Annotated in this window: 17 protein-coding genes and 3 pseudogenes; 12 read left to right on the forward strand and 8 right to left on the reverse strand. The window is 40.0% G+C overall.

Annotated features, from left to right (window positions below; translation table 11 throughout):
- Nucleotides 1–16 precede the first annotated feature (16 nt).
- From C9E88_RS08525 to C9E88_RS08560, 8 genes and pseudogenes are all read left to right on the forward strand, one after another.
- A pseudogene (locus tag C9E88_RS08525) lies at nt 17–960 on the forward strand (acetaldehyde dehydrogenase (acetylating)).
- Nucleotides 957–1,969: pseudogene (dmpG, locus tag C9E88_RS08530) on the forward strand (4-hydroxy-2-oxovalerate aldolase). Before C9E88_RS08525 ends, dmpG begins: the two co-directional pseudogenes overlap by 4 nt.
- 24 nt (nt 1,970–1,993) lie before the next feature.
- The gene (locus tag C9E88_RS08535; protein WP_106984322.1) at nt 1,994–2,848 is read left to right on the forward strand and encodes an SDR family oxidoreductase; all 855 of its coding nucleotides are present in this window, start codon (nt 1,994–1,996) and stop codon (nt 2,846–2,848) included.
- Nucleotides 2,849–2,973: 125 nt separating this feature from the next.
- Nucleotides 2,974–3,588 carry a TetR/AcrR family transcriptional regulator gene (locus tag C9E88_RS08540; protein WP_106984321.1) on the forward strand — a complete coding sequence of 205 codons (615 nt, stop codon included), beginning with the start codon at nt 2,974–2,976 and terminating at the stop codon, nt 3,586–3,588.
- A gap of 142 nt (nt 3,589–3,730) precedes the next feature.
- Nucleotides 3,731–4,120: a cation efflux protein, CzcI-like gene (locus C9E88_RS08545; RefSeq protein WP_106984320.1), complete on the forward strand. Its 390-nt coding sequence runs from the start codon at nt 3,731–3,733 to the stop codon at nt 4,118–4,120.
- Nucleotides 4,121–4,168: 48 nt separating this feature from the next.
- Nucleotides 4,169–5,491, forward strand: a complete 1,323-nt coding sequence (locus tag C9E88_RS08550) for a TolC family protein (RefSeq protein WP_106984319.1) — start codon at nt 4,169–4,171, stop codon at nt 5,489–5,491.
- A gap of 13 nt (nt 5,492–5,504) precedes the next feature.
- Nucleotides 5,505–6,731 carry an efflux RND transporter periplasmic adaptor subunit gene (locus C9E88_RS08555; protein ID WP_106984318.1) on the forward strand — a complete coding sequence of 409 codons (1,227 nt, stop codon included), beginning with the start codon at nt 5,505–5,507 and terminating at the stop codon, nt 6,729–6,731.
- Entirely contained in the window at nt 6,721–9,876 is a 3,156-nt protein-coding gene (locus C9E88_RS08560) for an efflux RND transporter permease subunit (protein ID WP_106984317.1), read from the forward strand. The genes C9E88_RS08555 and C9E88_RS08560 overlap by 11 nt, the downstream gene beginning before the upstream one ends.
- A gap of 104 nt (nt 9,877–9,980) precedes the next feature.
- Here C9E88_RS08560 and C9E88_RS08565 read toward each other — a convergent pair whose 3' ends face one another.
- The 5 genes from C9E88_RS08565 to C9E88_RS08585 all read right to left on the reverse strand — a co-directional run bounded on the left by C9E88_RS08565 (nt 9,981) and on the right by C9E88_RS08585 (nt 16,874).
- Entirely contained in the window at nt 9,981–10,679 is a 699-nt protein-coding gene (locus C9E88_RS08565; RefSeq protein ID WP_106984316.1) for a DUF1826 domain-containing protein, read from the reverse strand.
- A gap of 128 nt (nt 10,680–10,807) precedes the next feature.
- Nucleotides 10,808–11,044 carry a VF530 family protein gene (locus C9E88_RS08570; protein WP_078193741.1) on the reverse strand — a complete coding sequence of 79 codons (237 nt, stop codon included), beginning with the start codon at nt 11,042–11,044 and terminating at the stop codon, nt 10,808–10,810.
- Between the two features lie 207 nt (nt 11,045–11,251).
- Complete coding sequence (locus C9E88_RS08575; RefSeq protein ID WP_106984315.1) at nt 11,252–14,326, reverse strand: efflux RND transporter permease subunit; 3,075 nt, start codon at nt 14,324–14,326, stop codon at nt 11,252–11,254.
- A complete protein-coding gene (locus C9E88_RS08580) occupies nt 14,323–15,465 on the reverse strand; it encodes an efflux RND transporter periplasmic adaptor subunit (protein ID WP_106984314.1) in 1,143 nt (380 codons plus the stop codon). The genes C9E88_RS08575 and C9E88_RS08580 overlap by 4 nt, the downstream gene beginning before the upstream one ends.
- The gene (locus C9E88_RS08585) at nt 15,462–16,874 is read right to left on the reverse strand and encodes an efflux transporter outer membrane subunit (RefSeq protein WP_137287927.1); all 1,413 of its coding nucleotides are present in this window, start codon (nt 16,872–16,874) and stop codon (nt 15,462–15,464) included. The genes C9E88_RS08580 and C9E88_RS08585 overlap by 4 nt, the downstream gene beginning before the upstream one ends.
- A 98-nt stretch (nt 16,875–16,972) precedes the next feature.
- Here C9E88_RS08585 and C9E88_RS08590 point away from each other — a divergent pair, with 98 nt between their 5' ends.
- On the forward strand, nt 16,973–17,575 hold the full coding sequence (locus C9E88_RS08590) for a TetR/AcrR family transcriptional regulator (protein WP_106984312.1): 603 nt from the start codon (nt 16,973–16,975) through the stop codon (nt 17,573–17,575).
- 257 nt (nt 17,576–17,832) lie between these two features.
- Here the strand turns inward: C9E88_RS08590 and C9E88_RS08595 are convergent, their stop codons facing one another.
- Nucleotides 17,833–19,065 carry a type II toxin-antitoxin system HipA family toxin gene (locus C9E88_RS08595; protein WP_106984311.1) on the reverse strand — a complete coding sequence of 411 codons (1,233 nt, stop codon included), beginning with the start codon at nt 19,063–19,065 and terminating at the stop codon, nt 17,833–17,835.
- Nucleotides 19,062–19,322 carry a helix-turn-helix domain-containing protein gene (locus C9E88_RS08600; RefSeq protein WP_106984310.1) on the reverse strand — a complete coding sequence of 87 codons (261 nt, stop codon included), beginning with the start codon at nt 19,320–19,322 and terminating at the stop codon, nt 19,062–19,064. The genes C9E88_RS08595 and C9E88_RS08600 overlap by 4 nt, the downstream gene beginning before the upstream one ends.
- A gap of 328 nt (nt 19,323–19,650) precedes the next feature.
- On the opposite strand from C9E88_RS08600, the pseudogene C9E88_RS17820 reads away from it, so the two are divergent.
- The 3 genes and pseudogenes from C9E88_RS17820 to C9E88_RS08615 all read left to right on the forward strand — a co-directional run.
- Nucleotides 19,651–19,837: pseudogene (locus C9E88_RS17820) on the forward strand (4-hydroxy-2-oxovalerate aldolase); the annotation flags it as partial.
- Nucleotides 19,838–20,013: 176 nt separating this feature from the next.
- Nucleotides 20,014–21,348 carry an ISNCY family transposase gene (locus tag C9E88_RS08610; RefSeq protein ID WP_137287915.1) on the forward strand — a complete coding sequence of 445 codons (1,335 nt, stop codon included), beginning with the start codon at nt 20,014–20,016 and terminating at the stop codon, nt 21,346–21,348.
- A 518-nt stretch (nt 21,349–21,866) separates the two neighbouring features.
- Nucleotides 21,867–23,291: an amidase gene (locus C9E88_RS08615; RefSeq protein WP_106986314.1), complete on the forward strand. Its 1,425-nt coding sequence runs from the start codon at nt 21,867–21,869 to the stop codon at nt 23,289–23,291.
- 118 nt (nt 23,292–23,409) lie between these two features.
- Here C9E88_RS08615 and C9E88_RS08620 read toward each other — a convergent pair whose 3' ends face one another.
- Nucleotides 23,410–24,192 carry an OmpA family protein gene (locus C9E88_RS08620; protein ID WP_106986315.1) on the reverse strand — a complete coding sequence of 261 codons (783 nt, stop codon included), beginning with the start codon at nt 24,190–24,192 and terminating at the stop codon, nt 23,410–23,412.
- Nucleotides 24,193–24,206 lie beyond the last annotated feature (14 nt).

Raw genomic sequence — 24,206 nt, forward strand, 5'->3', positions numbered from 1 at the left:
CGATAAGAGCAAGAAGATGAAAAAAATTAAAAGCGCCATCATCGGCAGTGGCAATATTGGCAGTGATTTAATGATCAAAATTCTGCGCCAAGCCCAGCATGTCGAAATCAGTGCTGTTGTCGGGATTGATCCCGCATCCGATGGTTTGGCACGTGCGCAGCGATTGGGTGTTGCAACTACACATGAAGGTATTGAGGGTTTGGTTCAACTACCTGAATTTGCAGATATTGACCTGATTTTTGATGCGACTTCTGCTCAGGCACATATTCAAAATGATGCATTCTTACGGCAGCATAAACCCAATATTCGTATGGTAGATTTAACACCTGCAGCCATCGGGCCGTATGTGTGCCCGTAGTGAATCTCGATCAGCATTTAGAACAAACCAATGTCAATATGGTCACTTGTGGCGGTCAAGCCACGATACCAATTGTTGCCGCAGTTTCAAAAATTGCTAAAGTGCACTATGCGGAAATTATCGCCTCGATTTCGAGTAAATCGGCAGGGCCAGGTACACGCGCCAATATTGATGAATTTACAGAGACAACATCTAAAGCCATTGAAGTGATTGGTGGCGCTGAAAAAGGCAAAGCAATTATTGTATTGAATCCTGCTGAACCACCTTTGTTAATGCGAGATACAGTCTATATTTTATCTGAATATAGACATCAAGATTTAATTCAACGTGCCGTTGAAGATATGGTAGCGACTGTCAACGCATACGTTCCTGGTTATCGCTTAAAACAAGAAATTCAATTTGAAATTATTCCTATAGATCGACCTTTAAATATTGCAGGGCTAGGTTTACGTTCAGGCATCAAAACCACAGTCTTCTTAGAAGTTGAAGGCGCTGCACATTATTTACCTGCATACGCGGGCAATTTAGATATTATGACCTCGGCAGCCTTGGCCACCGCTGAAAAAATTGCACAACATTTGCAACAAGGAGCAGTGGCATGAAAAAGCTATATATTTCCGATGTGACCTTACGTGATGGCAGTCATGCCATTCGTCATCAATATTCTATTGCACAAGTGCAAGCCATTGCCAAGGCCTTAGATCATGCCAAAGTCGACAGTATCGAAATAGCACATGGCGACGGTTTACAAGGTTCGAGCTTTAATTATGGTTTTGCTGCCCATACCGATTTAGAGTGGATTGAAGCTGCGCATGATGTTTTAACCCATGCACAAATTGCAACCTTACTTCTACCTGGTATAGGCACCATTCATGATTTAAAAGCCGCCCATCAAGAAGGGGCTAAAATTGTACGTGTCGCGACACATTGCAAAGAAGCTGATATTTCCAAGCAACATATTGAATATGCAAGGCATTTAGGCATGGATACCGTGGGTTTTCTAATGATGAGCCACTTAACTACGCCTCAGGCTTTGGCACAACAAGCCAAATTGATGGAAATTATGGGGCTGAATGTATTTATGTGGTGGATTCTGGTGGTGCGATGAACATGCAAGACATCCGTGAACGCTTTAGAGCACTCAAAGATGTGCTTAAACCTGAAACGCAAACGGGTATTCATGCCCATCATAATTTAAGTTTAGGCGTAGCTAACTCCATAGTTGCAGTAGAGGAAGGCTGTGACCGTATTGATGCCAGTTTGGCAGGCATGGGGGCAGGTGCGGGGAATGCACCGCTTGAAGTGTTTATTGCCGCAGCAGAACGCATGGGTTGGTATCACGGAACAGACCTCTTTACTTTAATGAATGCAGCCGATGATTTGGTTCGTCCGCTACAAGATCGGCCTGTTCGTGTCGATCGTGAGACTTTGGCACTCGGCTATGCGGGTGTATATTCAAGTTTTTTACGACATGCTGAAATAGCAGCGCAGCGCTATCAACTTAATACGGTCGATATATTGGTTGAACTGGGTAAACGCCGTATGGTGGGTGGTCAAGAAGATATGATTGTGGATGTGGCATTGGATTTATTAAAAAATAAAAGCGCATAAATCGCAGATTTAAGGAAGAATAAAATGAGTCAGGTCAAACTTAATGGCAAGGTTGCATTGATTACAGGTGCCAATTCAGGCATCGGCCGCGAAACAGCTAAACAATTGGCACTACAGGGCTATCATGTCTTTATCACTTGCCGTAATTTTGCGAAGGCAAAACCTGTATTAGATGAAATTGATCAATTGTCCTATCAAACTGCCAAAGCTGAATTTATTGCATTAGAACTGAGTGATTTAAACTCCGTGAAAGCCTGTGCTGAAAATTTTCTCAGTCGAAATTTAGACTTGCATCTATTGATTGCAAATGCAGGTGTCGCAGGGCAGAAGGGCTTAACCCAATCGGGTTTTGAATATACTTTCGGTGTATGTCACATCGGACATTTTTTGTTGGTTAAATTACTGACTGAAAAACTCATTCAATCTGCGCCTGCACGAGTGGTTGTGGTGGCGAGTAAAGCCCATCGACATGCTAAAAATATTAATTTTGAAAAACTATTACAGCCGGCAAGTAGTCTCGGTGCAATGCAAGAGTATTGTACGGCTAAGCTTGCCAATGTTTTGTTTGTCAAAGAGCTTTCTAGACGTTTATACAGTACAGGTGTAACTGTTTACGCCGTACATCCAGGGATTGTTGCGACAGATATATGGCGCAGTTTGCCTAAACCTTTGCATAAAATGATGAATCGCTTTTTATTGACTGCTGAACAAGGCGCAGCAACGTCTTTGTACTGTGCAACCAAAGCACAACTCGCAGGTGAATCAGGCTTGTATTATGAACAATCTAAAGTGGTTCAATCCTCAGCAGTTGCACAAGATATGCAATTGGCAGAACAACTTTGGGAACATAGTGAGCATTGGGTAAAGAGCTATGTATAAATGAAATCACGCATGGAAATGATGGATTTATAAATCATAGCTTCAGTGTATGAATGCCATATATTTTTAAATAACTATGCTAATATTTGTTCAAATTTAAGCTTTTTGTTCAAAAGGTTTGCTATATGGCAATTTCTGCGTCACAAAAAAGAATCCATCGTGCTGCATTACGTTTATTTGCAGAAAAAGGATCAAGTGCAATTACAGTCAGTGAGTTAGCAGAAGTTTCGGGTGTGGCACGTGGCACAATTTATAATAATGGGCTGCGTCCAGACAGCTTATTTGAAGATATTGCATCACAACTTTCAAATGAAATGAATGCCCGTGTTATTAAAACCTTAGGTGCAGAGGAAGATGCTGCCAAGCGGATTTCTTTTGGTATTCGCATGTATATGCGCCGTGCCCATGAAGAACCTGATTGGGGGCGTTTTTTATGTAAATTTGCCTTTAGTTCTAAGTCATTAATGGGACTTTGGACAGGTGAATCATCGCCATTGTCAGATGTTCAAAAAGGTTTAGATTCAGCATGCTATAACATAGAAGGCAAACAAATTTTTGCAGTCATGAGCATGATTGCTGGCACGGTGCTTTCATCTATGTTTTTGGTGCTAGAAGGCTTTAAAACATGGAGGGAAATTGGTTCTGAATCTGCTGAACTGATTTTGCGTGCATTGGGTCTAGATCCAGCAGAAGCTCATCACATTGCCAATATTGAATTGCCTAATTTGAAGGAGGTCTAAGTAAACTATAAAGCGGAATGCAATATAAATAATACGAAATACTTAACCTATGACTTTGCCTAAGCTTTATAATCGTTAAAATTTTCTTGATTGATGCATTATGCGTTCTGCGACATGGATAACAGTCTTAGTTGGATTGTTCATGTTCCAAAGCCTTTGGAACGTGGCAGCCGCTTTCTGTATGCATGAAGAGCAAACTCAAGTTGTTCAAAGCTATCATTTTGGTCATCATCAAAATATCTTATGCGTTAGCAATGAAACCGATCCACAGCATTCGTTGCATCAAGCATCTGATGAATCCAGTAGCAAACCAGTCAAAAATATCGCTAACGATCTGCAACTCGGTGAAGATCATCAAGACCATTTACCGTCTATGACGCATTTGATTGTACAAAACCAACAATCGATTCTTTTTATTGCACATCAGAGCTTTGAATATTCGCCAAAATTTGTTTGGAAGAATCTTTATCAAGCCCCTGATTTATTACTGCAAACACCTCCTCCTGTTTATGCCCCGCTAATGGCGGGGTAGCCTAAAACATTCCTGCCACTTTTTTTTAATAAATGAGTGGGAAAAATCATGTCTTTATATTTTACGGCGTTTATACGTCTAGGCTTAGCTGTCGGTATTTCGACGGCCTTACAAAGTATTTTTGCGCAAAATGTCAGTAGTTTCGAATCTGCATTTGCCAAAGTACAAAACTATCAAGCACAAACAGATATTTGGCAACAACAACAGCAAATCTCTGATTTTAATCTGCGCCAAAGCAAGCTCTGGCAGAACCCAAGTCTATCGATTGAACAAAATGGTTTTGGTAAAAATCAAGATCAAGAGCTCAGTATCGGAATTAGCCAGCCATTGGATGTATTCGGTCAGCGTAAAATCAATCAAGCACTCGCGAGTACCTCTGCACAGCAAATTCAGTTGCAACAGCAAATTTGGAATGCGCAAAGTCAGCTGATTGTGAAGTTTGCATGGTCACAGCTAGCCATCGCTCAAAATGAGCAATCGATTTACGCTACACAGCTCAAACTCAGCAAATCTAATTTGGACAGTGCACAAAAACGTTATCAAGCAGGCAGTATCGCTTTGGTGGATGTGGAGCGTGCTCAAATTGAAGCATTGGAAATACAGCGTCTATACCAACAGGCAGTTTTAAAACAGCAAACTACGGCGCGTCAGCTTTCTAATTTATGGGGTGAAACTACGTCGCAAATCGCGTTGAATAACAGCGTTACGCCTTGGCCTGAACAGAGCCAAAGTTTAGTTGAGCGTAATTTATCGGAAGGTTGGTTACAAAAATTGTATGCCTTGAATATTCAGCAGGCAAATCAGCAAATTGAACATTTAAAAGTACAGGCACGCCCAAACCCAACCCTAAATATGGGCATGTCACGTACCAAATCTCCAACTGACGCCAATGATACGGCCTTGGTACTTGGTGTGGATATTCCGCTCAATATTTTTAACCGCCAGCAATATGCCATTCCAATGGCGCAAAAACAGCAAATTTTATTAAATCATCAGCAACAGCGCGAGTTAAAACAGCAAGTTTTGGACATTGCCAATAGCATTCACCAGCTTAAAGGTCTGCGTATGCAGTTTGATGCCACAGGCGATCAGATTGGTTTGGCTGAAAAGGTTCAAAACCGAACTTTGCAAGGTTTTCAGGCAGGTAAATTTGCTATTACAGACGTACAGCAAACCACAAAACAACTCCAAGACCTTCGACTTAGCCAAATACAAATTTTGGCGCAGGCTTGGCAGAGCGCACTCAGTGCTGAAGCCCTAAGTATTGGCACTAGTTATGAAGGAATCAGCCGTTCAGATGCTTATAGCCAACTAAATAAAAAAGCCATTGAAGCATCCCAAACCCTCATCAACAGCGCATCAGCACAATAAGGCAGTTAATCACATGAAAATTAAACAAGATGGAAAAATTTCACAGCTTTTGATGATTGCAGTTTTGATTGGCTTAACGCTGATGCTGTGTACTGCTATTTGGTTAAGTACAAACAAATCCGATGCAGATAAAACTGAGAGTGAGGGAGAGCATAACGAGGCTAATGATAGTGATGCTGAAGCAGAACACGCAGAAGAAGGTGAACTTCAGCTTAGTGCTCAGCAAATGATAGAACAAGGAATTAAAATTGCGACTGCGGAAAATGGTCTGGTCGAAAATATTATTCAATTGCCGGGTAAATTGGCCGTCAATACAGATCAGCAGGCACATATTTCCCCAAATTTTAGCGGACATGTCGAGCAAGTCAGTGTGGCACTCGGTCAAACCGTACAAAAAGGGCAAACTCTAGCTGTGCTGTCAGTGCCTGAATTAATTGATCAGCAAGCTAATTTGCGTATGGCAGAAGCCAATTTAGATTTGTCTCGCCAAGATTATCAGCGTGAGCAAAAGCTATGGTCTCAAGGGATTTCTGCCAAACAGGACTTTCAGCGTGCTGAAAATGCCTATCGTCAAGCTCAAATTAGCGTACAGTTAGCACAATCGCGCTTGCAAGCTTTGGGCGCGAATAGTGGTCAAAATGGGCGATTTATTATTCGTGCACCAATTGCTGGTGTGATTAGTCAAAAAGATATTGTGGTGGGGGAAAATGTGCAATTGGCAGACCAATTGTTCACCATCGAACAGCTTAAAGATTTGTGGCTGGAATTTAACTTAGCTCATCAATATTCCGCACAATTACAAACGGGTCAAAATGTCTCTTTCAAAATCAATGGTTCAGATCAGCTCTATAGCGCGGAGGTACAAAGCCTGACATCACAGGCAGATGTACAAACTGGACGCTTGGTAGTACGCGCCAAATTAAAACAACAATCTGCTGAGCTTCGCCCAAATGTGATGGTCAATGTGCTATTGGCAGATTCAGGTAACAAGAATGTATTACGGGTGCAAAAGTCCGCCGTGCAAAGTATTGAGGGTCAAGACAGTATTTTTATTGTTGAATCTGAACAAAAAGGCCAAGTGCATTTAAAAGCGCAAGCTCTAAAACTTGGACAAGCATCCAGTGATGGACAATGGCTAGAAGTGATTTCGGGTCTTGAAGCAGGGCAAAAGTATATTTCCCAAGGCAGTTTTTTACTGAAATCTGAACTGGAAAAAGACGAGGCTGGCCATGAACACTAATTCAGAGAACCCGAACACAAATTTACCAAAGCCAGAAGGTCTATTCGAACGCATTATTCAGTTTTCAATTCAAAATGCAATTTGGGTGATGCTGTTTGTTTGTACATGGATTGCCGTCGGGATTTATAGTTATCAAAAACTGCCGATTGATGCAGTCCCTGATATTACCAATACCCAAGTGCAAATTAATACACAGGCCAGTGGCTTTACAGCGCTTGAAGTGGAACAGCGGATTACCTATCCGATTGAAAATGCGATGGCTGGTATTCCAGATTTGGAATTGACCCGTTCTATTTCCCGTTATGGCCTGTCACAAGTCACGATTGTCTTTAAAGACGGTACGGATATTTATTGGGCGCGTCAGCAAATTAATCAGCGTGTACAAGAAGTTCAGTCGACATTGCCTGCCCAAGTTTCTCCAACGATGTCGCCCGTTTCAACAGGTTTGGGCGAAATTTATCAATGGGTGCTGAAAGCTGAACCCAATGCAAAAAAAGCAGATGGCACGGCATATAGCGCGATGGATTTGCGTGAAATTCAAGATTGGATTGTGCGTCCGCAATTACAGCGTGTACAAGGTGTTGCCGAGGTCAACAGTATTGGTGGTTTTAATAAAACCTACGTGGTTTCACCTGATTTAAACCGCATGCAACAGCTGAATCTGTCATTAGAACAATTACAGCAAGCGCTCACGGAAAATAATGAAAACCGTGGTGCAGGTTTTATTGAAGAAAATGGTCAGCAGTTAACAGTTCGAGTGCCGGGAACCTTAAACACCATTTCAGATATTGAAAACACCATGATTGACAGTCCAAACGGCAGTCCAATTCGTGTGGGTGATATTGCACAAGTATCGATAGGGCATGATTTGCGAACAGGTGGTGCAACCTATAATGGGGAAGAAACTGTTTTAGGTATTGCCATGATGGCCATGGGACAAAATAGCCGAACTGTCTCGAAAGCTGTAGATGCCAAAATTAAAGACATTCAAGCCAGCTTACCCAAAGGGGTAAAAATTGAAACAGTGTATGACCGTACCACATTGGTGGAGAAAGCTATTAAAACCGTTCAAAAGAACTTGGTTGAAGGCGCAATTCTAGTCATCATCATTTTATTTATCTTTTTAGGTAATATCCGTGCCGCCTTAATTACTGCCTGCGTTATTCCACTATCAATGCTGTTTACCTTAACCGGCATGGCACAAAAGAATATCAGCGCGAACCTAATGAGCTTAGGCGCATTAGATTTCGGTATTATTGTTGATGGTGCAGTGGTGATTGTTGAAAACTGTATACGACGTTTAGCCCATGCACAGCAAATTTTGAAACGTCCATTAACACAAAATGAACGCTTTAAAGAAGTCTTTTTGGCTGCACGTCAGGCACGCCGTCCGCTGATATTTGGACAATTAATTATTTTAGTGGTGTATTTGCCAATTTTTGCTTTAAGCGGTGTAGAAGCAAAAATGTTCCATCCGATGGCATTAACTGTGGTATTGGCACTTGTGGCGGCGATCATTCTGTCTATTACATTTGTACCTGCTGCTGTAGCGCTTTGGGTAAAAGGTGAAATTAAAGAAACAGAAAGCCGTTGGATGACTTGGCTGAAAAAACAGTATTTTCGAATATTAAATACAGCTTTTCATTATAAGGCTGTGGTGATGACTTTTGCACTGTGTTTACTGCTCATTACTGGGCTTTTAAGCACTAAAATTGGCAGTGAGTTTGCACCACAGCTGAGTGAAGGTGATTTTGCAGTTCAACTGATGCGCTCACCAAGCACAGGCCTAGAAGAGTCATTAAGAATGCAGGAAAACGCTGAGAAACTGCTGTTGAAAAAATTTCCAGAGATTCACGCTGTATTTGCTCGTACAGGTACAGCAGAAGTGGCAACCGATGTAATGCCTCCGAACATTTCCGATGGTTATATTATGCTTAAACCACGAAATGAATGGCCAAACCCTAAAGAAAGTGTGGATGAACTGCGTGGCCGTATGGTGGCTTATGTGGCTACAATTCCAGGTAATAACAGTGAGTTTTCCCAACCTATTGAACTGCGCTTTAATGAGCTGATCTCAGGTGTGCGTAGTGATGTGGGCGTCAAAATATTTGGCGATGATATGCAAGTGCTCAATACAGAGGCCACTAAGATCGCCAAAATTATGCAGCAAGTTGCGGGGAGTAGCGCCGTAAAAGTTGAACAAACTTCAGGTTTACCTTTATTAAATATTGAAATAGATAAGGCTTTGGCTGCGCAATATGGTTTAAACGTTAAATCTATACAGGATACTGTGGCAGCCAGTGTCGGTGGACAAAGTGTAGGAGAGATTTTAGAAGGCGATCGCCGTTTTGATTTTGTTATTCGTTTAAATGATCAAGATCGTAATGTAAGCACGATTTCACAACTACCGTTAAAGTTGCCAAATGGTGGCAGTATTGTACTCTCAAATGTTGCCACAGTGTCTAATGTAGATGGGATCAATCAAGTCAGCCGTGAGAATGGTAAACGCCGTATTGTAGTGACTGCCAATGTTGAAGGCCGTGATTTAGGTTCTTTTGTGGCGGATATGCAGACTCAGCTGAAACAATATGCATTACCAAGCGGTTATTGGATTGAATATGGCGGTCAATTTGAAAACCTTGCATCTGCCAAAGCAAGAATGCAAATTGTTATTCCTTTAGCACTACTAACCATCTTTATTTTATTAATGGCAGTATTTCATAATGTGAAAGAAAGCCTGCTGGTCTTTACTGGCGTACCCTTTGCCTTAACGGGCGGTGTACTGTTTCTTTGGTTTAGGGATATTCCACTTTCGATGTCGGCGGGTATTGGCTTTATTGCGCTCTCAGGTGTTGCTGTGCTGAATGGCCTAGTCATGTTGACCTTTATTAAAGAGCTGAGGGACAAATATCCATTGCATGAAGCCATATGGCAGGGTGCTGTACTTCGATTACGCCCAGTACTCATGACCGCCTGTGTTGCCTCTTTAGGTTTTGTACCAATGGCTTTGGCAACAGGTACAGGTGCAGAAGTACAAAGGCCTTTAGCAACCGTGGTGATTGGCGGTATTCTTTCTTCCACCTTACTGACCTTGGTGTTATTGCCCGTACTTTACCGCTGGCTTAATACAACTCGATCTAAATAACCTAGACTAATCAATCAAGATTAAAACGATATTGCATTAACCCATACGGTTCATTCATTAGACAGAATGGATCGTATGGACTCAGGATCCATCAATATTTAAAATCAGCAAATCAGCATAAGCCGATACTCACCTGAATTTTCAACAGGTGCGCGGTGCACACAAGGCAAAACTGGCTGTGTAGGATGATCAACTGCCAAACGCCATAAATGACCATTGCCTAGATTTACAGGAACAGCATTTTCTTTGAGCTGATAATGTAAATCAAAAAAATATTCTGCTAAAAAATCATCAAATTCTGAGGCAGGACCATCGTATAAAGCTTTGAGTTGCTCTCGTATTTCAGGAATTAAGATTTTTTGTGTGACTTGATCATTTGGCACAATATCACTGGAAGCACCATAATATGTACATAAAAAGGTATCGGTAGGGATCGGTGATCGGTCGACATGAAAAGAATAAACATCGGTTGAGATGAAATCGAACTCATCATCTCGTTCATAACATTTGAGCAAATTCAGCGAGGGTGATGCACCAAATGCTGTTAATTGTTGCATGTCATTTAAAATGATTTCTCTGGCTAAATGACCTTGCACTGAGAGCTTTAATTCCATCAGATCATCTACAGAAATTTCGGTTATATTTTCAATCAATTCGAGATTTTCGACTATTTCTTTAAATTCGCCTTGTAAGCTGCGTTGCCAACAGAGCGCATTCATTTGACCTTCGAAATGACGATGAATCAATTCAGAAAATGTAGTAACTACACCAATTTGAGGATGCTGGGAAAAAGTATTGCTCATAATAGGGATCGAATTAAATCTGAGGCGAAAATACTGCGTACAAGGAATAGCTAGAAGGATTCAGCAGTTTCATTTTATCTTAAAACACAAACTGCTATACAAGATTATTTGAGCTTAGGTATTAATCGTTATGCTTTCTGTTTGGCTTTTTGGCGTAAGACATACAAATATAAGCTTTCTACTTTTTCACGTGCCCAAGGTGTAGTACGTAAGAATCGTAGTGATGATTTAACGCTTGGATCTATGCAAAAACATCTAATTTCAATTTTGCGGCTTAAGCCTTCAAAACCACCGTAGTAATCCAATAATTCATCCAAGATGTCAGCAAGTTTTTTGCCGTGTAAAGGGTCATTGGAGGTGCTCATATTAGATCAATCATATTTTGGGAGACCATTATTATAACCTGAGCGAGTTGAAAAATGAGAGGGTTTCAAATTAAACCTTTTGAACATAGGAAATTGCAGTTTATTGATGAGTTAGATTTTTATAAATATTAATGGCCCAAACTTTAAGATTTAGATGTATTTAAATGCATAAAAAAGGAGCTCTAGAGCTCCTTTTTTAGTGAATCGTTAAACTTGTGCTTTAGATTTAAACTTGGATTTAATCCAATGATGTAAATCATCGACATAAGTAAAGATCACTGGAATCACCACAAGGCTTAACACGGTCGAGGTAATTAAACCGCCAATCACAACAACCGCTGTTGGCTGTCTAAAGCTTGGTTCAGCGCCAAGCCCCAAAGCATTCGGCATCATGCCGGCAGCCATTGCAATTGTGGTCATAATGATTGGGCGGGCACGTTTAGTGCATGCATCCATTACGGCAGCATAACGACTGAGACCATGTTCATTACGGGCAATAATCGTGTAATCTACCAAGAGAATAGAGTTTTTCGTCACAATCCCCATCAGCATCAAGATGCCGATGACCACTGGCATTGAATACGGCATGCTGCAGATATACAGTGCAACAAATGCACCGCCCAAAGCCAACGGCAAAGCAGACAAGATCGTTCCCGGCTGTAAAAAGTCATGGAATAGAAGCACCAGCACAGCATAAACGCAGACAATGCCAATAAACATTGCTAAACCAAAGCTGCTAAACATTTCCGACATGTTTTGCAGCTCACCTTGCTGAATCTGTTTCACGCCTTGAGGTAAGTTTTTCATTGCTTCAAGCTGCATCACTTGGTTTTGTACTTCACCAATACTTAAACCATTTAGTTCAATAGACAATGTGACATTACGCATACGGTCCATACGGCTGATTTGAGTAGGACCACCTTGAATTTGAATATCAGCGATACTGCCTAAACTGACAGAACCATTGCTTCCTTGCACACGTACTGCGGCAATTGACGATAAATCATTACGTACAGATGGATCTAAACGCACGCGAATTGCAATTTGGCGCTGGTCTAAGTTCAATTTTGGCAAGGTTGTTGAGTAGCCACCGTATGTTGCATAACGAATAGCATCAGACAGTGCTTCAGATGTAACACCTAGCTGTGCTGCCTTGGTAAAATCTGGCGTGATTTGGACTTCAGGCTGTTCAATGGCAGCACTAGAACTGACATTACCAATGCCTTTTAAACCACGCATTTGCACTTCAAGGTTGTTGGCTGTTTCAGTCAGTAAATCTGCATTATCGCTGGCTAAGGTAATATCAAGTTTTTCACCGGTGTTACCGCCGCCAACACTGATTTTAACGCCAGCCAAAGGTTTTAATTTTTCACGAATATCTTGCTCAACTGCACTTTGACGGGTATCGCGCTCATCATACGGCGTCAGTTCCACTGTTAATGTTGCTGAGGCCACATCAGCAGTAGAAGAGCTGTCCATGCCAGAACCGCTTGAAGCGGTGCCGACAGAACTGAAAACTTGTTTTACATTTGGATTTTGCTGGATGATTTTACTGGCTTCTTCAGCTGCCTTCGATGTTTGATCTAATGTAGAGCCTGGAGGTAGCTCAACGGTGACCGTGGTCTGTGATTTATCCTGTGCAGGCATAAAGGTGACACTGTTTTGCATACCAATAAATAGCGTCACAAAAAAGAAGGCAGATGCCCCGAGTATCGTGGTTTTCCTATGATTTAAAGTAAATTTTACGATGGCTTTATAGTGTCGCATGACCCAGCCATCTGGCTGTTTTTTGGTTTCATCCTTCTTATTTTTTGGTTTCAGCATATATGCTGCCATCATTGGCGTAAGCAGTCGGGCAACCAATAAAGAAAATAAAATCGCAACCGAAGCAGTAATACCGAATTGCTTAAACACGAGGCCTAGAATACCGCCCATAAATGCGGTTGGCAGGAAAATCGCGACAAGTGTCAGTGTTGTTGCAACCACCGCAAGTCCAATTTCATCGGTAGCTTCCATAGCTGCTTGGTACGGTGTTTTGCCTTGCTCCAAATGACGCTCAATGTTTTCGACTTCTACAATCGCATCATCGACCAAAATCCCGACAACTAAAGATAGCGCCAATAGGGTAATGACATTCAGCGAATAACCGAGATAATACATCACCCCAAAGGCTGGAATAATCGATAAGGGCAGAGCCACAGCAGAAATAAACGTAGTGCGCCAGTTTTTAAGGAAGATAAAGACCACGATGATTGCAAGCAAGGCACCTTCATACAGCATGGTCATCGAGCCATCATAGTTGTCTTGAATGGAATCAACTTTGTTGCTGATTTCTTCAATTTTAACGGCTGGATTTTTTTGTTGAAATGCTGCTACTGCTTCACGGACATGCTTGACGACTTCTACATCTGAATAGCCTTTTGAGCGTTCAACTTGAAAACCAATAATCGGTTGGCCATTCAAATAAGCACGAGTTGTACGATCTTCATTTGTATCATTAATTTGTGCAATTTGATCTAAACGGACATAACGGCCATCTTGCAGCGGTATAGAAATTTCACGTATATCATCTGCTGTTTTTACTGTTGCTAGGGTACGGATAGATTGACGTTCACCGCCAACGCGTCCTTGACCACCAGAAGCTTCTTGCTGCACAGCTTTAAGCTGTTTAGAGACATCTGAAGGCATTACACCTAAACCCGCCATGAGCGTCGGATTTAAGTCAATTTGTACTTCACGGTCTACACCGCCAACACGTGAAACACTATTAACGCCATTGGCTGCCATAATGGCATTGCTGACGTCATTATCAACAAACCAAGACAGGTCTTGCTCATCTAAATTGTCTGAAGTAATGCTATAGGTCAGTAAGCTAGAGCCTGCCGCAGTGACTTTAGACACCGTTGGCGAATTCATGCTTGCAGGCAAATCGGCTTTGGCTCCGTCAACCGCATTGCGGACTTCAGACAAAGCGACTTCTACATCTTTTTCCAGTTCAAAACTAACAGAAATACTTACAGAACCGTCGGTAATAGTCGTGGTGATGTGATCAAGCTTGGTCAGTGAAGTGAGTTCATCTTCAATCTTACGTGCAACTTCTGTTTCAAGCTGTTCAGGTGCAGCGCCTTCTAGACTGGCACTGACTGTGATCGTGGGCAAGTCCATGTCCACCATGTCTTGAATACCCAGCTTCATAAACCCGTACAGTCCCATAATCGTCAGCATTATAAATAGGACGATCGCTGGAATTGGATTTTTAATAGACAGGGAGGAAATGTTCATTCATTTACTCCATGCTGCGTATTTTGTGCGGTCGTTTTCTGTGCAATTTTGACCGTCATACCATTGGTCAGGAATGCACCGCCAGTTTCAACAATTTTTAAATTGAGTGCCAAGGGGCTTACAATTTCTACAAAACCATCCTTACGGCGTGCGGTTTCAACCACTTGACTATTGGCAATGTTTTTATCATTGACAACATAGATATATGAACGGCCGTCACGCATCACAATTGCAGTTTGAGGCAGCACGTATGCTTTATTTTGACCAACAGTAATTTTTCCGTCGACAAAAGTACCAACATTGGCCGTTTTACTGCCTTTTAAAGTCACATATACAATGCTGCGCGCCGTATCAGTGGATACGGAAGGACTGACTGTTCGAACTGTACCAGTTAACTTGGTTTGATCTGGCAGTGTCACTTCTGCAGGATCTCCTGCTTTGATTAAATGCGACTGTGATGCATCTACCTCTGCACGCCATTCAATCACGCCATTTTTAATCATGTGATATAGTTCAGTGCCAGCACTCACTACATTGCCGACCACACCTTGCTTGCTGTAAATAATTCCGCTTGCAGGTGCTTTAATAGAAGTTTGACTGATTTTAAGCTGAATTATGTCTAACTCAGCTTTAGCAGCATCTAAGTTTGCTTTTGCAACATATTGATTAATTTTATATTCTTCAATTTGCTGTGCAGATAAGGCACCACTTTGACCCACAATCGCTGCGCGGCGTACATCTGAAACCGCTTTTTCTAAATTCACTTCTGCTTGTGTCACAGCTGCTTTTTGTTTTGCTAATTCCTTCTTCAAATTTTGATCAGAAAGTTTAGCTAAAAGCTGGCCTTGTTTAACTGAAGTACCAACGTTGTAATACAGATCTGATAGGCGGTAACCACTAATTTCGGGACTGATAATAATTTCTTCGTATGTTGCAATTAAACCGGTCACAAAAAACTCTTGAGGCCAAATTTGTTCACTTAAATTGACAATATTGACTGTCATTGATGCTTGCTGATGGGCATTTTCAGCTTTCTGTTCTGATTTTTTGTCTTCTTTTTTATTGAACATTAAGGCAATGACCAAGCAAATGATGATCACGGCACCGATCAAAATGGCCATTTTTTTAGAGATTTTCATTGAATTTCACCATTTTGAGCGATATGTACTGACTTTTTTGGCGTGAATGTGCCACCTAAGGCTTTATACAAGCTGATCCAGCTTTGTGTATGTTGTTGCTGAATGTTCACCACACTGATTTGCGCATTAAGGACCGAACGGCGTGCAGCTTCTAAATCTAATAAATTGGCTGAGCCGGCTTTTTGACTGATTTCGAGTGCATTAAAATATTTTTGGTATTGCACATAACTGCTTTGTGCGCTTTTTTCTTGATTTTTCAGGGCTTGAATCGTGACCAGCTGTTTTTCAATTTCAGCGGCAGCATTAATAACACCTGACTGATAATCAGCAACAGCAGCATTGTATTTAGCAATGTTGCTTTCAACAGTAGCTTTACGTTTACCTGCATCAAAAATCGGCTGTAATAGATTTGCGCCAATTGACCATGTATTTAGGCTGGCTCCGCCAGATGACGCAGCATTAATGACACCAGATAAACTCAAATTTGGATAACGGTCTGCTTCGGCACTTTTGATTTCTGCGTATGTTGCAAATACTTCACGCTCTAAAGCAGCTATATCTGGACGGTTGCGCATGACATCGGCAGGAACTTCGCTAATACCAAAGCTTCCATGCTGTAGTGGAAATTTAAGTGATGATGGGGCAAGAATTTGACGTAATTCTGATTCATCAATACTGGCTAAGGCCGTCATTGATTTAATTAAGATTTCACACTGTTTATTTTGATTTATGCTGTTCGAGCGTGTGTTTTCTAAATTTGCCACAATAAGGGCGTGATCCATAGGGGCTGTAAAACCCGCTTTAACTAAAAGGGCAGTGGCTTTTTCAGTTTTTTGAATGGAATTTAATTCTGTTGTGTAGACCCGCTGTATCGAACGGCAAGCTAAATACTGCGTATAGTAATCCGCCATCTCAGCTGCCAGAGAAATCTGCATGCTGTGCATATCTGCAGTACGCGCTTGTAAACGTGCAGCTGCTGCATCACTTTGATTTCTATACTTTCCCCATAAATCAATTTCCCAACTGGCATCTAAGCCAATCGATTTTTGATTTGATTGACCGCTGGCATCTTTCACACGGCTGACAGTGCCGTTGCCAGAAAATGCAGGGTATAAGTTGGCACGCTGTGTGGTTAAATTTGCACGAGCTGCGTCAATATTGGCTAAAGCCTTGACTAAACTTTGGTTATTTTTAAGGGTGGTACGAATCAATTGTGTTAAAGCAATCTCATGAAATGATTGCCAAAATTGAGTTAACTCAACACTGTTTGAGGTTGGATCAGGTGATGAATTCCACTGAGCTGATACTTTTGCAGCAGGCGCTTGATAGCTTCCTGAAGCAATACATCCATGCAGCAAAGGAAATAAAATCATCAGACAGCCAAACTTGGTCTGACTTGAAATATTCAAAATAGCACCAATAACTAAACTAGACGGTTTAGTTTAGTTTGACAGTTTAACACTGTCAAACTTAGACTACGCTTTGAAATTACTTAAGGGGTGGCTGAATGGCTAGAGCAAAGAGTGAAATAACCAAGCAAAAAATTTTAAAAGCTGCTTTATCTGCCTTTAAAAAACAAGGTTATAGCTCGACTAGCATGGATATGATCCGTGATGAATCTGGCGTATCCAAAGCCACACTTTATAATTATTTCCCATCTAAAGAAGAATTATTTTTAGATGTTATGATGTATGAAATGGAACAGCAGCATGGCGCGCCACTATTTGATTTATTTGAAAAGCACGAACTGTCAGTAGCATTAAAAATAATTGCAAAACAAATGATTACAGTATCATATTCAAAAAATATTATTGCTACACGCCGTATGCTGGTAGCAAATGCATCGAATAAAAATCTTGGGCAGTTGTGTTATGAAAAAGGCCCAAAGCTTGGTGAACGTATGATGTGCGCTGTTTTTCAAAAAGCGATGAATGATGGTATTTTGATGAAGGCTGAACCACGTGTCGTTGAGGCACATTTTCGTGCATTAGTGGATGCTGAATTTAGTCAGATCTTTACTTTTGATTTAGAAAATATCATCACTGCAGAATGGATCGAAGCGGCAACGGAAAGGGCAGTTGATGTTTTAATGCGAGCATATAAAATTTAAATTTTCTTTTTTATCTTTATTTCAAAGAAGATGTATGACCTGAGCTCAACAATATTAAATTAATAACGTTGAGCTGACTTTTTAAGAAGAATTGGCAATGACGACCTAACGCTTAGAATATAAAACTCAAAAAAATTACCACAATTTCAAAATTCACTTTTCTCAGAAAGTGCCATGGATAGGAAGGTATTTATGGACGTATGAGAACAACGACCCATTGCTTGTATAGATGTGTATGAATTACATATTTAATATAACTATTCAAATTTCTTCTTTCTGTCATGTCGATAATTTTTTGAATCAGAGCTTGATTTCATAATATTTGAGATTGATTGTTCTATAGATGTCCGCAATCCATCAAATAGCTGTACCTCATTAGATACTTGGAGATAATCTAATATATTTTCGCTAAAAGATTCTATGATTTCTCTTGGATTTCTAATTCTAAAATGCTCGCTTTCAGCTAATTTTAAGAGATGAGATAGTTCAGGAAATGCTTTGCTTCCAGCGAGTTTAAGCGCCATTTTATTATCAATTGATTCGTATATAAGTGTATGCGTAATATCAAATGGCGGTGAAACAAAAATGTTTTTCATATCCGGGGAATACTGTAGAGCAAAGTTTTTCAGATGCGCATCACCATTTCCTACTAAGCAATTAAATACAATGTACTTATACATTTTTTCAACTTCAGCTACACTACCAGTATAAAGATATGTCGCTTTCAAAAGTGTTTCATAGCTCCCTGAGTATTTTGCATCTGGGTCATTTGACTTTTTCATGAGCGTCGTAAAATCTTCATAGCCTAGTTTTGTACCATCACTGGATTTATCAAACCGTTCTACAACATATGTTTCTAAATTTTCAGACAAGTAAGTGTGTGGTGGCTTAAGTCCACACTGTCGTGCAGCCTGCATACAGACAAATTCATTAACGGTTAGTAATGGAAATTCTGAATCAAACGACTTTACGATTAGATCCTTTTGTTGAACTGTTCTATCTGTTTGAACAGTTTTTGCATTTGGTATGCTCACCTTGGGTTGCATACCAGCCAGAGAATTTCTGAGATAATATTTTTCCAATAGCTGTGGAAAAAGGGGTTCATGACTTTGGTAAGATAGGATTTCACTCAAACTCAAAGAATCTGTTTCGGGTAAATCTAGCTCACTTTTATAAGAGAGCATTCCAATTCCTTGACTACCTTGCAGTGCCAATAAATACATGTCATTAACTTTGGCATATCTGGCAAGTTTTTCAGCAATGAATCGTCGATTAAAACCCTCAGGCAAGTTCTGAGCAAATATTGGGTGAAGTGCACCAGAAGAAAAACCATCCATGCCTTTACGAGTCATCGTGAGTGATACATGCTGTTTTTCCTGTGTTGGCTGATAGTGGTGCACTGAACCATATGTCAATACGCCTAATTCAGCTTGATTAGCACATACCTTAATATTCGTGATTTTGGCAGGAAGTTTTGTTGGCGTACTCATTCGCTATCATCCACAAACATATTTTCAATTTCATCCCAGTGAGGGAGTGAATGTTGCTTTGGAAATACTTCAAACTGTAAACCTACTGCATCAAGTACACGCTCAAATATGTCATACGAACCTGTAAATCGACCATTCTCAATCTCTGAGATTGTGGTTTTGTTGATTCGAGTCAATTCTGATAATTCTTGCTGTGTATGACCGAGGGCTTTTCGTTCGATACGAACTTTTTTCCCAATTTCTGCTCTACTTGCCATAGAAATTTCACCACAAAAGTAGCCATATAGCTAACATATTATATTATTTATCAATTATTAGCTATATAGCTAATATATTTTATGTAATTTAATAAAAATTGGCATAAAATAGAAATCTCATAAGTTATTGAATTTCGTTTCAGTAAGAATGAGATCAAGTTATCCTTAAGTGTAGATTTAACTTATGTTCACTTGAAATACACTTCACAATTAATTTAATAATATATTTTTTTTCAAAAACTTATTTAAAATACAATATGCTTTAAAAATTGAAGTTCATGAACTATGAATAAAAACTGAGATCTAACCTACAAATCTAAAACTGCAAAAATCCATGAAAGATGTAATCAAGCCAAAGACTGAAACGGGCATGCATGCGCACCACAATCTAAGTTTAGACATGGCGAATAGTATTGCGCTCTATAGAACATGGCTGTACCTGTATTAATGCCAGCACAGGTATGGCGTCAGGTGCAGGAAATGCACCGCTGGAAGTATTTATCGCTGCAGTAGAACTATAAGATTGAACCATGACTGTGTTATGAAGTTATTGTCAGGTATAAATCATTTAACATAATATACATTATACGAAATAATATTGTTAGAACCCATTTAAAGTGTCTATATTCTCACCAATAAAAATGTCTAGTTTATGATGGTTTTTATCACCATGGACTGGATATAAATATAGATGCTGATCACTATGTCTGACAAAGAAATTCAACGGCTTGCAGTTCTGCAAGACGTTCGAGATCATCGTATTACCCAGGTCCGTGCTGCTGAAATCCTAAATCTTTCCACCCGTCAAATTACCCGGTTATTGCAGAAGCTCAATCAAGATGGTGTCTCAGGTATGGCACATGCCAGTCGTGGTCAACCTGGCCATCGTCGCCATGATGACTTGTTAAAATCAAAGTGCCTTTCCATTATTGCTGAACATTTGCTGGGCTTTGGACCCACCTTGGCGCATGAGAAGCTCAGCAGCATGTTTGACCTGAATATCCCGGTAGAAACGCTTCGGCGCTGGATGACGGCCAATGACCTGTGGATTCCGCGATCCAAGCGCCTGAAGCGTCCATATCAGCCACGTTATAACCGGGATTGCTTCGGTGAACTGATCCAAATTGATGGCTCATATCACGACTGGTTTGAAGGACGAGCAGCCAAATGCTGCTTGTTGGTTTATATCGATGATGCCACTGGAAAGCTGTTGCATCTGCGCTTTTGTGAGGCTGAAACCACCTTTGACTATATGCTTTCCACCCGAGCCTACATTGAGCAATACGGTAAGCCGCTGGCCTTTTACAGCGACAAACATTCGGTATTCAGAGTGAACCAGAAATCCAGTCAGGACAGCCAGATCACGCAATTTGGCCGGATTCTGAATGAGTTAAACATTGATATTATCTTTGCCAACTCACCACAGGCCAAAGGTCGTGTGGAACGTGCCAACAGGACACTTCAGGATCGTCTGATCAAGGAGATGCGCCTGGAAGGCATCGGTTCGATTGCAGAGGCCAATATATGGTTACCCTGCTTTATTGAGCAGTTCAATCAGAAGTTCGCCAAATGTGCGCGAAACTCAAAGAACCTGCATCGGCCATTAAGCGAATCTGATCTTGAACTGGATGATATTTTTACCTGGCAGGAACCGCGTAAGGTCACCAAGAATCTGACCCTGACCTATGACAAGTGTATTTATATGCTTGAACCGACAGAGCTGAATCATAAGCTTGTTGGGCTATACATTTCATTTCTGGAGTACCCGGATGGTACTGTGGCAATCATGCATGAAGGACGGAAGATCAACTATAGCGTCTTCAATAAACTGGCTGGACTGCAGCAAAATGCAGTGGTTGAGAATAAAAGATTAGGCTCGGTTCTGGCCCATATCCAGCAGCAACATGAGGAGTTGGAGAAACAGAATAAACGTTCCCGTCTCAAGAAAAGTATGCCGAGTCGTAAAGCTCAGAAAGCTGTTATTGAACAAAGATATTTAAATCCTGTTCTTGACTCTTGCAGTTAAAAACAGGACATTTTAAATGGTTTATCGCATAGACATTTTAATTGGTGAATAGCAATCATATCACTATCAAGCTAATATCAACTTTCACTATATTCCTCACAAATAATAGAACTTTTAACTTAGCCGTAGATAAAATCTCTAATGTACCAATACGGTTCACAAATTATGTATAGAGCTTCAACATTGAAGTTTTCAATATTTATCTATTTATGCAAGTAAAATTCTAATTCCATAAAATTATCATTAGATTCTTTAAGTATGTTGAACCTCTACTTTTAAAAATGCATAGTTGTTTTTAACAGCTTTATAATTTGATGCCCTTATATAAAGTAAAGATCCATAGTCTTAAAATTTTACTCTTACATGTAGCAATTTTCCCTATAAATAGAGTCAGTTAATCAAGCTGACCATATTTGACTACATTGCCTATTTTTCCTTCACAGCATATAATCAACTTGACAATACATTATGTCAAAGTATAAAAATGGATTTAAAATATTAAAAAATAAGGACTTATAATGCAAAATACACAAATTAAACGTGTACACAGCTTCACTAATGATGTTTTAGAAGATTTTGATGCTGTAAAAATTGCTCAACTGATTAAAAATAAAGAAATTTCTTCAAAAGAAGTTATTCAAGCATCTATTTTACGCGCAAAAAAAGTAAATCCAGAACTTAATGCAATTGCATCAGAGCGTTTTGACAATGCATTAGAGAATATTAATTCAAATCAATCATCAACAGGCATTTTTTCAGGTGTTCCTTTTTTCTTTAAAGACAATACAGACTTCATAGGATTACCTACACATCATGGTTCTCAAGCAATCCATAGTACAGCTGTAAAAAAACACCCTAAAATTAGTCAACAGATTTTAGATCAAGGTTTTATTGTTTTAGGTAAAAGTAATTTGCCTGAATTTGGCTTAAATGCAACCACAGAATACCAAGATGGTTCCGCAACAAAAAACCCATGGCATACAGATTATTCATGTGGTGCATCATCTGGTGGCTCAGCAGCATTAGTTGCCTCTGGTGTTGTGCCTATTGCACATGCAAATGATGGTGGTGGATCCATCAGAATTCCAGCAGCTTGCAGTGGTTTAATTGGCTTAAAACCAACACGTGGTCGCACTTATAATAGTGATGCTGCCAGCATGTTACCAATTAATATTATTTCTGAAGGCGTTGTTACACGCAGTGTTCGGGATACTGCACATTTCTTTGCAGGCATGGAACAACGTTATGTGAATCCAAAACTTCCTAAAATTGGAAAGATTGAGCACAGTACAAATAGAAAGCTTCGCATTGGTGTTATACAGCAATCAATTACTGGCAATGTTGATTTAGAAACTACGGTAAGCTTAGAAGAAACGGCTCAGTTATTGGAATCTCTTGGCCATCATGTTGAATATTATCAACTGCCCTTTACTCAAAACTTTGTAGATGACTTTAGTCATTACTGGGGCTTACTTTCTTTTATGTTACTTACTTTTGGTAATAGACTATTTGGAAGTGATTTTGAACGCCAAAAATTAGATCATTTAACCTGTGGTTTAGCCCAACTCTATAAAAGTAATTTTTATAAAACACCTTTATTTATCTATCGATTAAAACAAATACAAAGCCAATACCAACAAATTTTCCAACATTATGATGTCTTACTTTCACCTGTACTCGCACATACAACGCCAAAACTCGGCTATATTTCCCCGCAATTAGAGTTTGATGAACTATTTCAGCGTATTCAAAATTATGTAACATTTACCCCGATTCAAAACATCGCAGGTGCACCAGCCATTTCATTGCCTATGAGTTATACTCAAGAATACCACTTGCCTATCGGTATGCAATTTTCTGCCAATTTAGGTGATGAAAAAACACTTATAGAGCTGGCATACCAAATTGAATCTGCGCGACCGTGGCGCAGAATTCAAGATTAACCTCATGTTTGTCACCTTTAAATCTACAAAATAATGACAATGCAATTTAAATGTCATTACATAATTGTTTAAAAAACCGTTTTTAGAACGGTTTTTTAATTCGAATAAAGTATGAAATTTATAGTACTTCAAATTCTATACGACGATTTTTCTTACGGCCTTCAGGCGTTGTATTATCTGCAACAGGTTTATTCGAACCCAAACCTTCTGTTGACATACTGTCTGCATTAATGTTTTTACCAACAAGGTAGTTTTTAACCGCAACAGCTCTTTCTTGGCTTAAGCTTAAATTTTTAGCAGGATCTCCAGAACTATCAGTATGGCCAATAATTTTGACCTTTTTTCCACCCACTTTATTTAAGGCTACAGCCATTTCATCTAAAATTTGAGTACCTGACGGTGCTAAAACAGCACTGCCCGATTCAAACTCAATAATTCGATTTTTGAGTGTTGCATCAATAATTTGTTGTTCAGCTGCATTTACGCTCAACTGAGCATTTACTTTATAATTGGGTACTAAACTTTGTAAGCGTTGTGCTGCTGGCTGTATATCATTGGGGTTCGTGACTTTCCCTGTTAAATTCACCTGTGTACCACGTACAGTTAAACTACCTTGTTTCACTTTTTTTAGATCATCATTAATGGTGGCACTGACATTACTACTCCACCCGTTTGGCGCGGTGACCATCTTAACTTGAATCTTATCGACGACATTTTCACGCCCATAGGTGGTATACAGTTTATTTAAGATTTCCTGCTTGGCCATCTCATTTGGTACAGCGCCTTCCACAATAATCGGTTCTTGTGCAAATGCTATAAAACTGAGGCTTAAAGTAGATATAAGCATCAACCATTGCCTAATTAATTTATTGTTTTCCATTACTTTAGAATTTATCTTCATGAGAGTATGCCCAT

The organism is Acinetobacter cumulans (assembly GCF_003024525.3).
In the GTDB taxonomy this organism is placed as follows: Bacteria; Pseudomonadota; Gammaproteobacteria; order Pseudomonadales; family Moraxellaceae; genus Acinetobacter; species Acinetobacter cumulans.

Bases quoted from the DNA above. Each gene is read 5' to 3' on its own strand.
- C9E88_RS08535 (WP_106984322.1), top strand. From the start codon at position 1,994: ATGAGTCAGGTCAAACTTAATGGCAAGGTTGCATTGATTACAGGTGCC.
- C9E88_RS08540 (WP_106984321.1), top strand. From the start codon at position 2,974: ATGGCAATTTCTGCGTCACAAAAAAGAATCCATCGTGCTGCATTACGT.
- C9E88_RS08545 (WP_106984320.1), top strand. From the start codon at position 3,731: ATGTTCCAAAGCCTTTGGAACGTGGCAGCCGCTTTCTGTATGCATGAA.
- C9E88_RS08550 (WP_106984319.1), top strand. From the start codon at position 4,169: ATGTCTTTATATTTTACGGCGTTTATACGTCTAGGCTTAGCTGTCGGT.
- C9E88_RS08555 (WP_106984318.1), top strand. From the start codon at position 5,505: ATGAAAATTAAACAAGATGGAAAAATTTCACAGCTTTTGATGATTGCA.
- C9E88_RS08560 (WP_106984317.1), top strand. From the start codon at position 6,721: ATGAACACTAATTCAGAGAACCCGAACACAAATTTACCAAAGCCAGAA.
- C9E88_RS08565 (WP_106984316.1), bottom strand. From the start codon at position 10,679: ATGAGCAATACTTTTTCCCAGCATCCTCAAATTGGTGTAGTTACTACA.
- C9E88_RS08570 (WP_078193741.1), bottom strand. From the start codon at position 11,044: ATGAGCACCTCCAATGACCCTTTACACGGCAAAAAACTTGCTGACATC.
- C9E88_RS08575 (WP_106984315.1), bottom strand. From the start codon at position 14,326: ATGAACATTTCCTCCCTGTCTATTAAAAATCCAATTCCAGCGATCGTC.
- C9E88_RS08580 (WP_106984314.1), bottom strand. From the start codon at position 15,465: ATGAAAATCTCTAAAAAAATGGCCATTTTGATCGGTGCCGTGATCATC.
- C9E88_RS08590 (WP_106984312.1), top strand. From the start codon at position 16,973: ATGGCTAGAGCAAAGAGTGAAATAACCAAGCAAAAAATTTTAAAAGCT.
- C9E88_RS08595 (WP_106984311.1), bottom strand. From the start codon at position 19,065: ATGAGTACGCCAACAAAACTTCCTGCCAAAATCACGAATATTAAGGTA.
- C9E88_RS08600 (WP_106984310.1), bottom strand. From the start codon at position 19,322: ATGGCAAGTAGAGCAGAAATTGGGAAAAAAGTTCGTATCGAACGAAAA.
- C9E88_RS08610 (WP_137287915.1), top strand. From the start codon at position 20,014: ATGCTGATCACTATGTCTGACAAAGAAATTCAACGGCTTGCAGTTCTG.
- C9E88_RS08615 (WP_106986314.1), top strand. From the start codon at position 21,867: ATGCAAAATACACAAATTAAACGTGTACACAGCTTCACTAATGATGTT.
- C9E88_RS08620 (WP_106986315.1), bottom strand. From the start codon at position 24,192: ATGAAGATAAATTCTAAAGTAATGGAAAACAATAAATTAATTAGGCAA.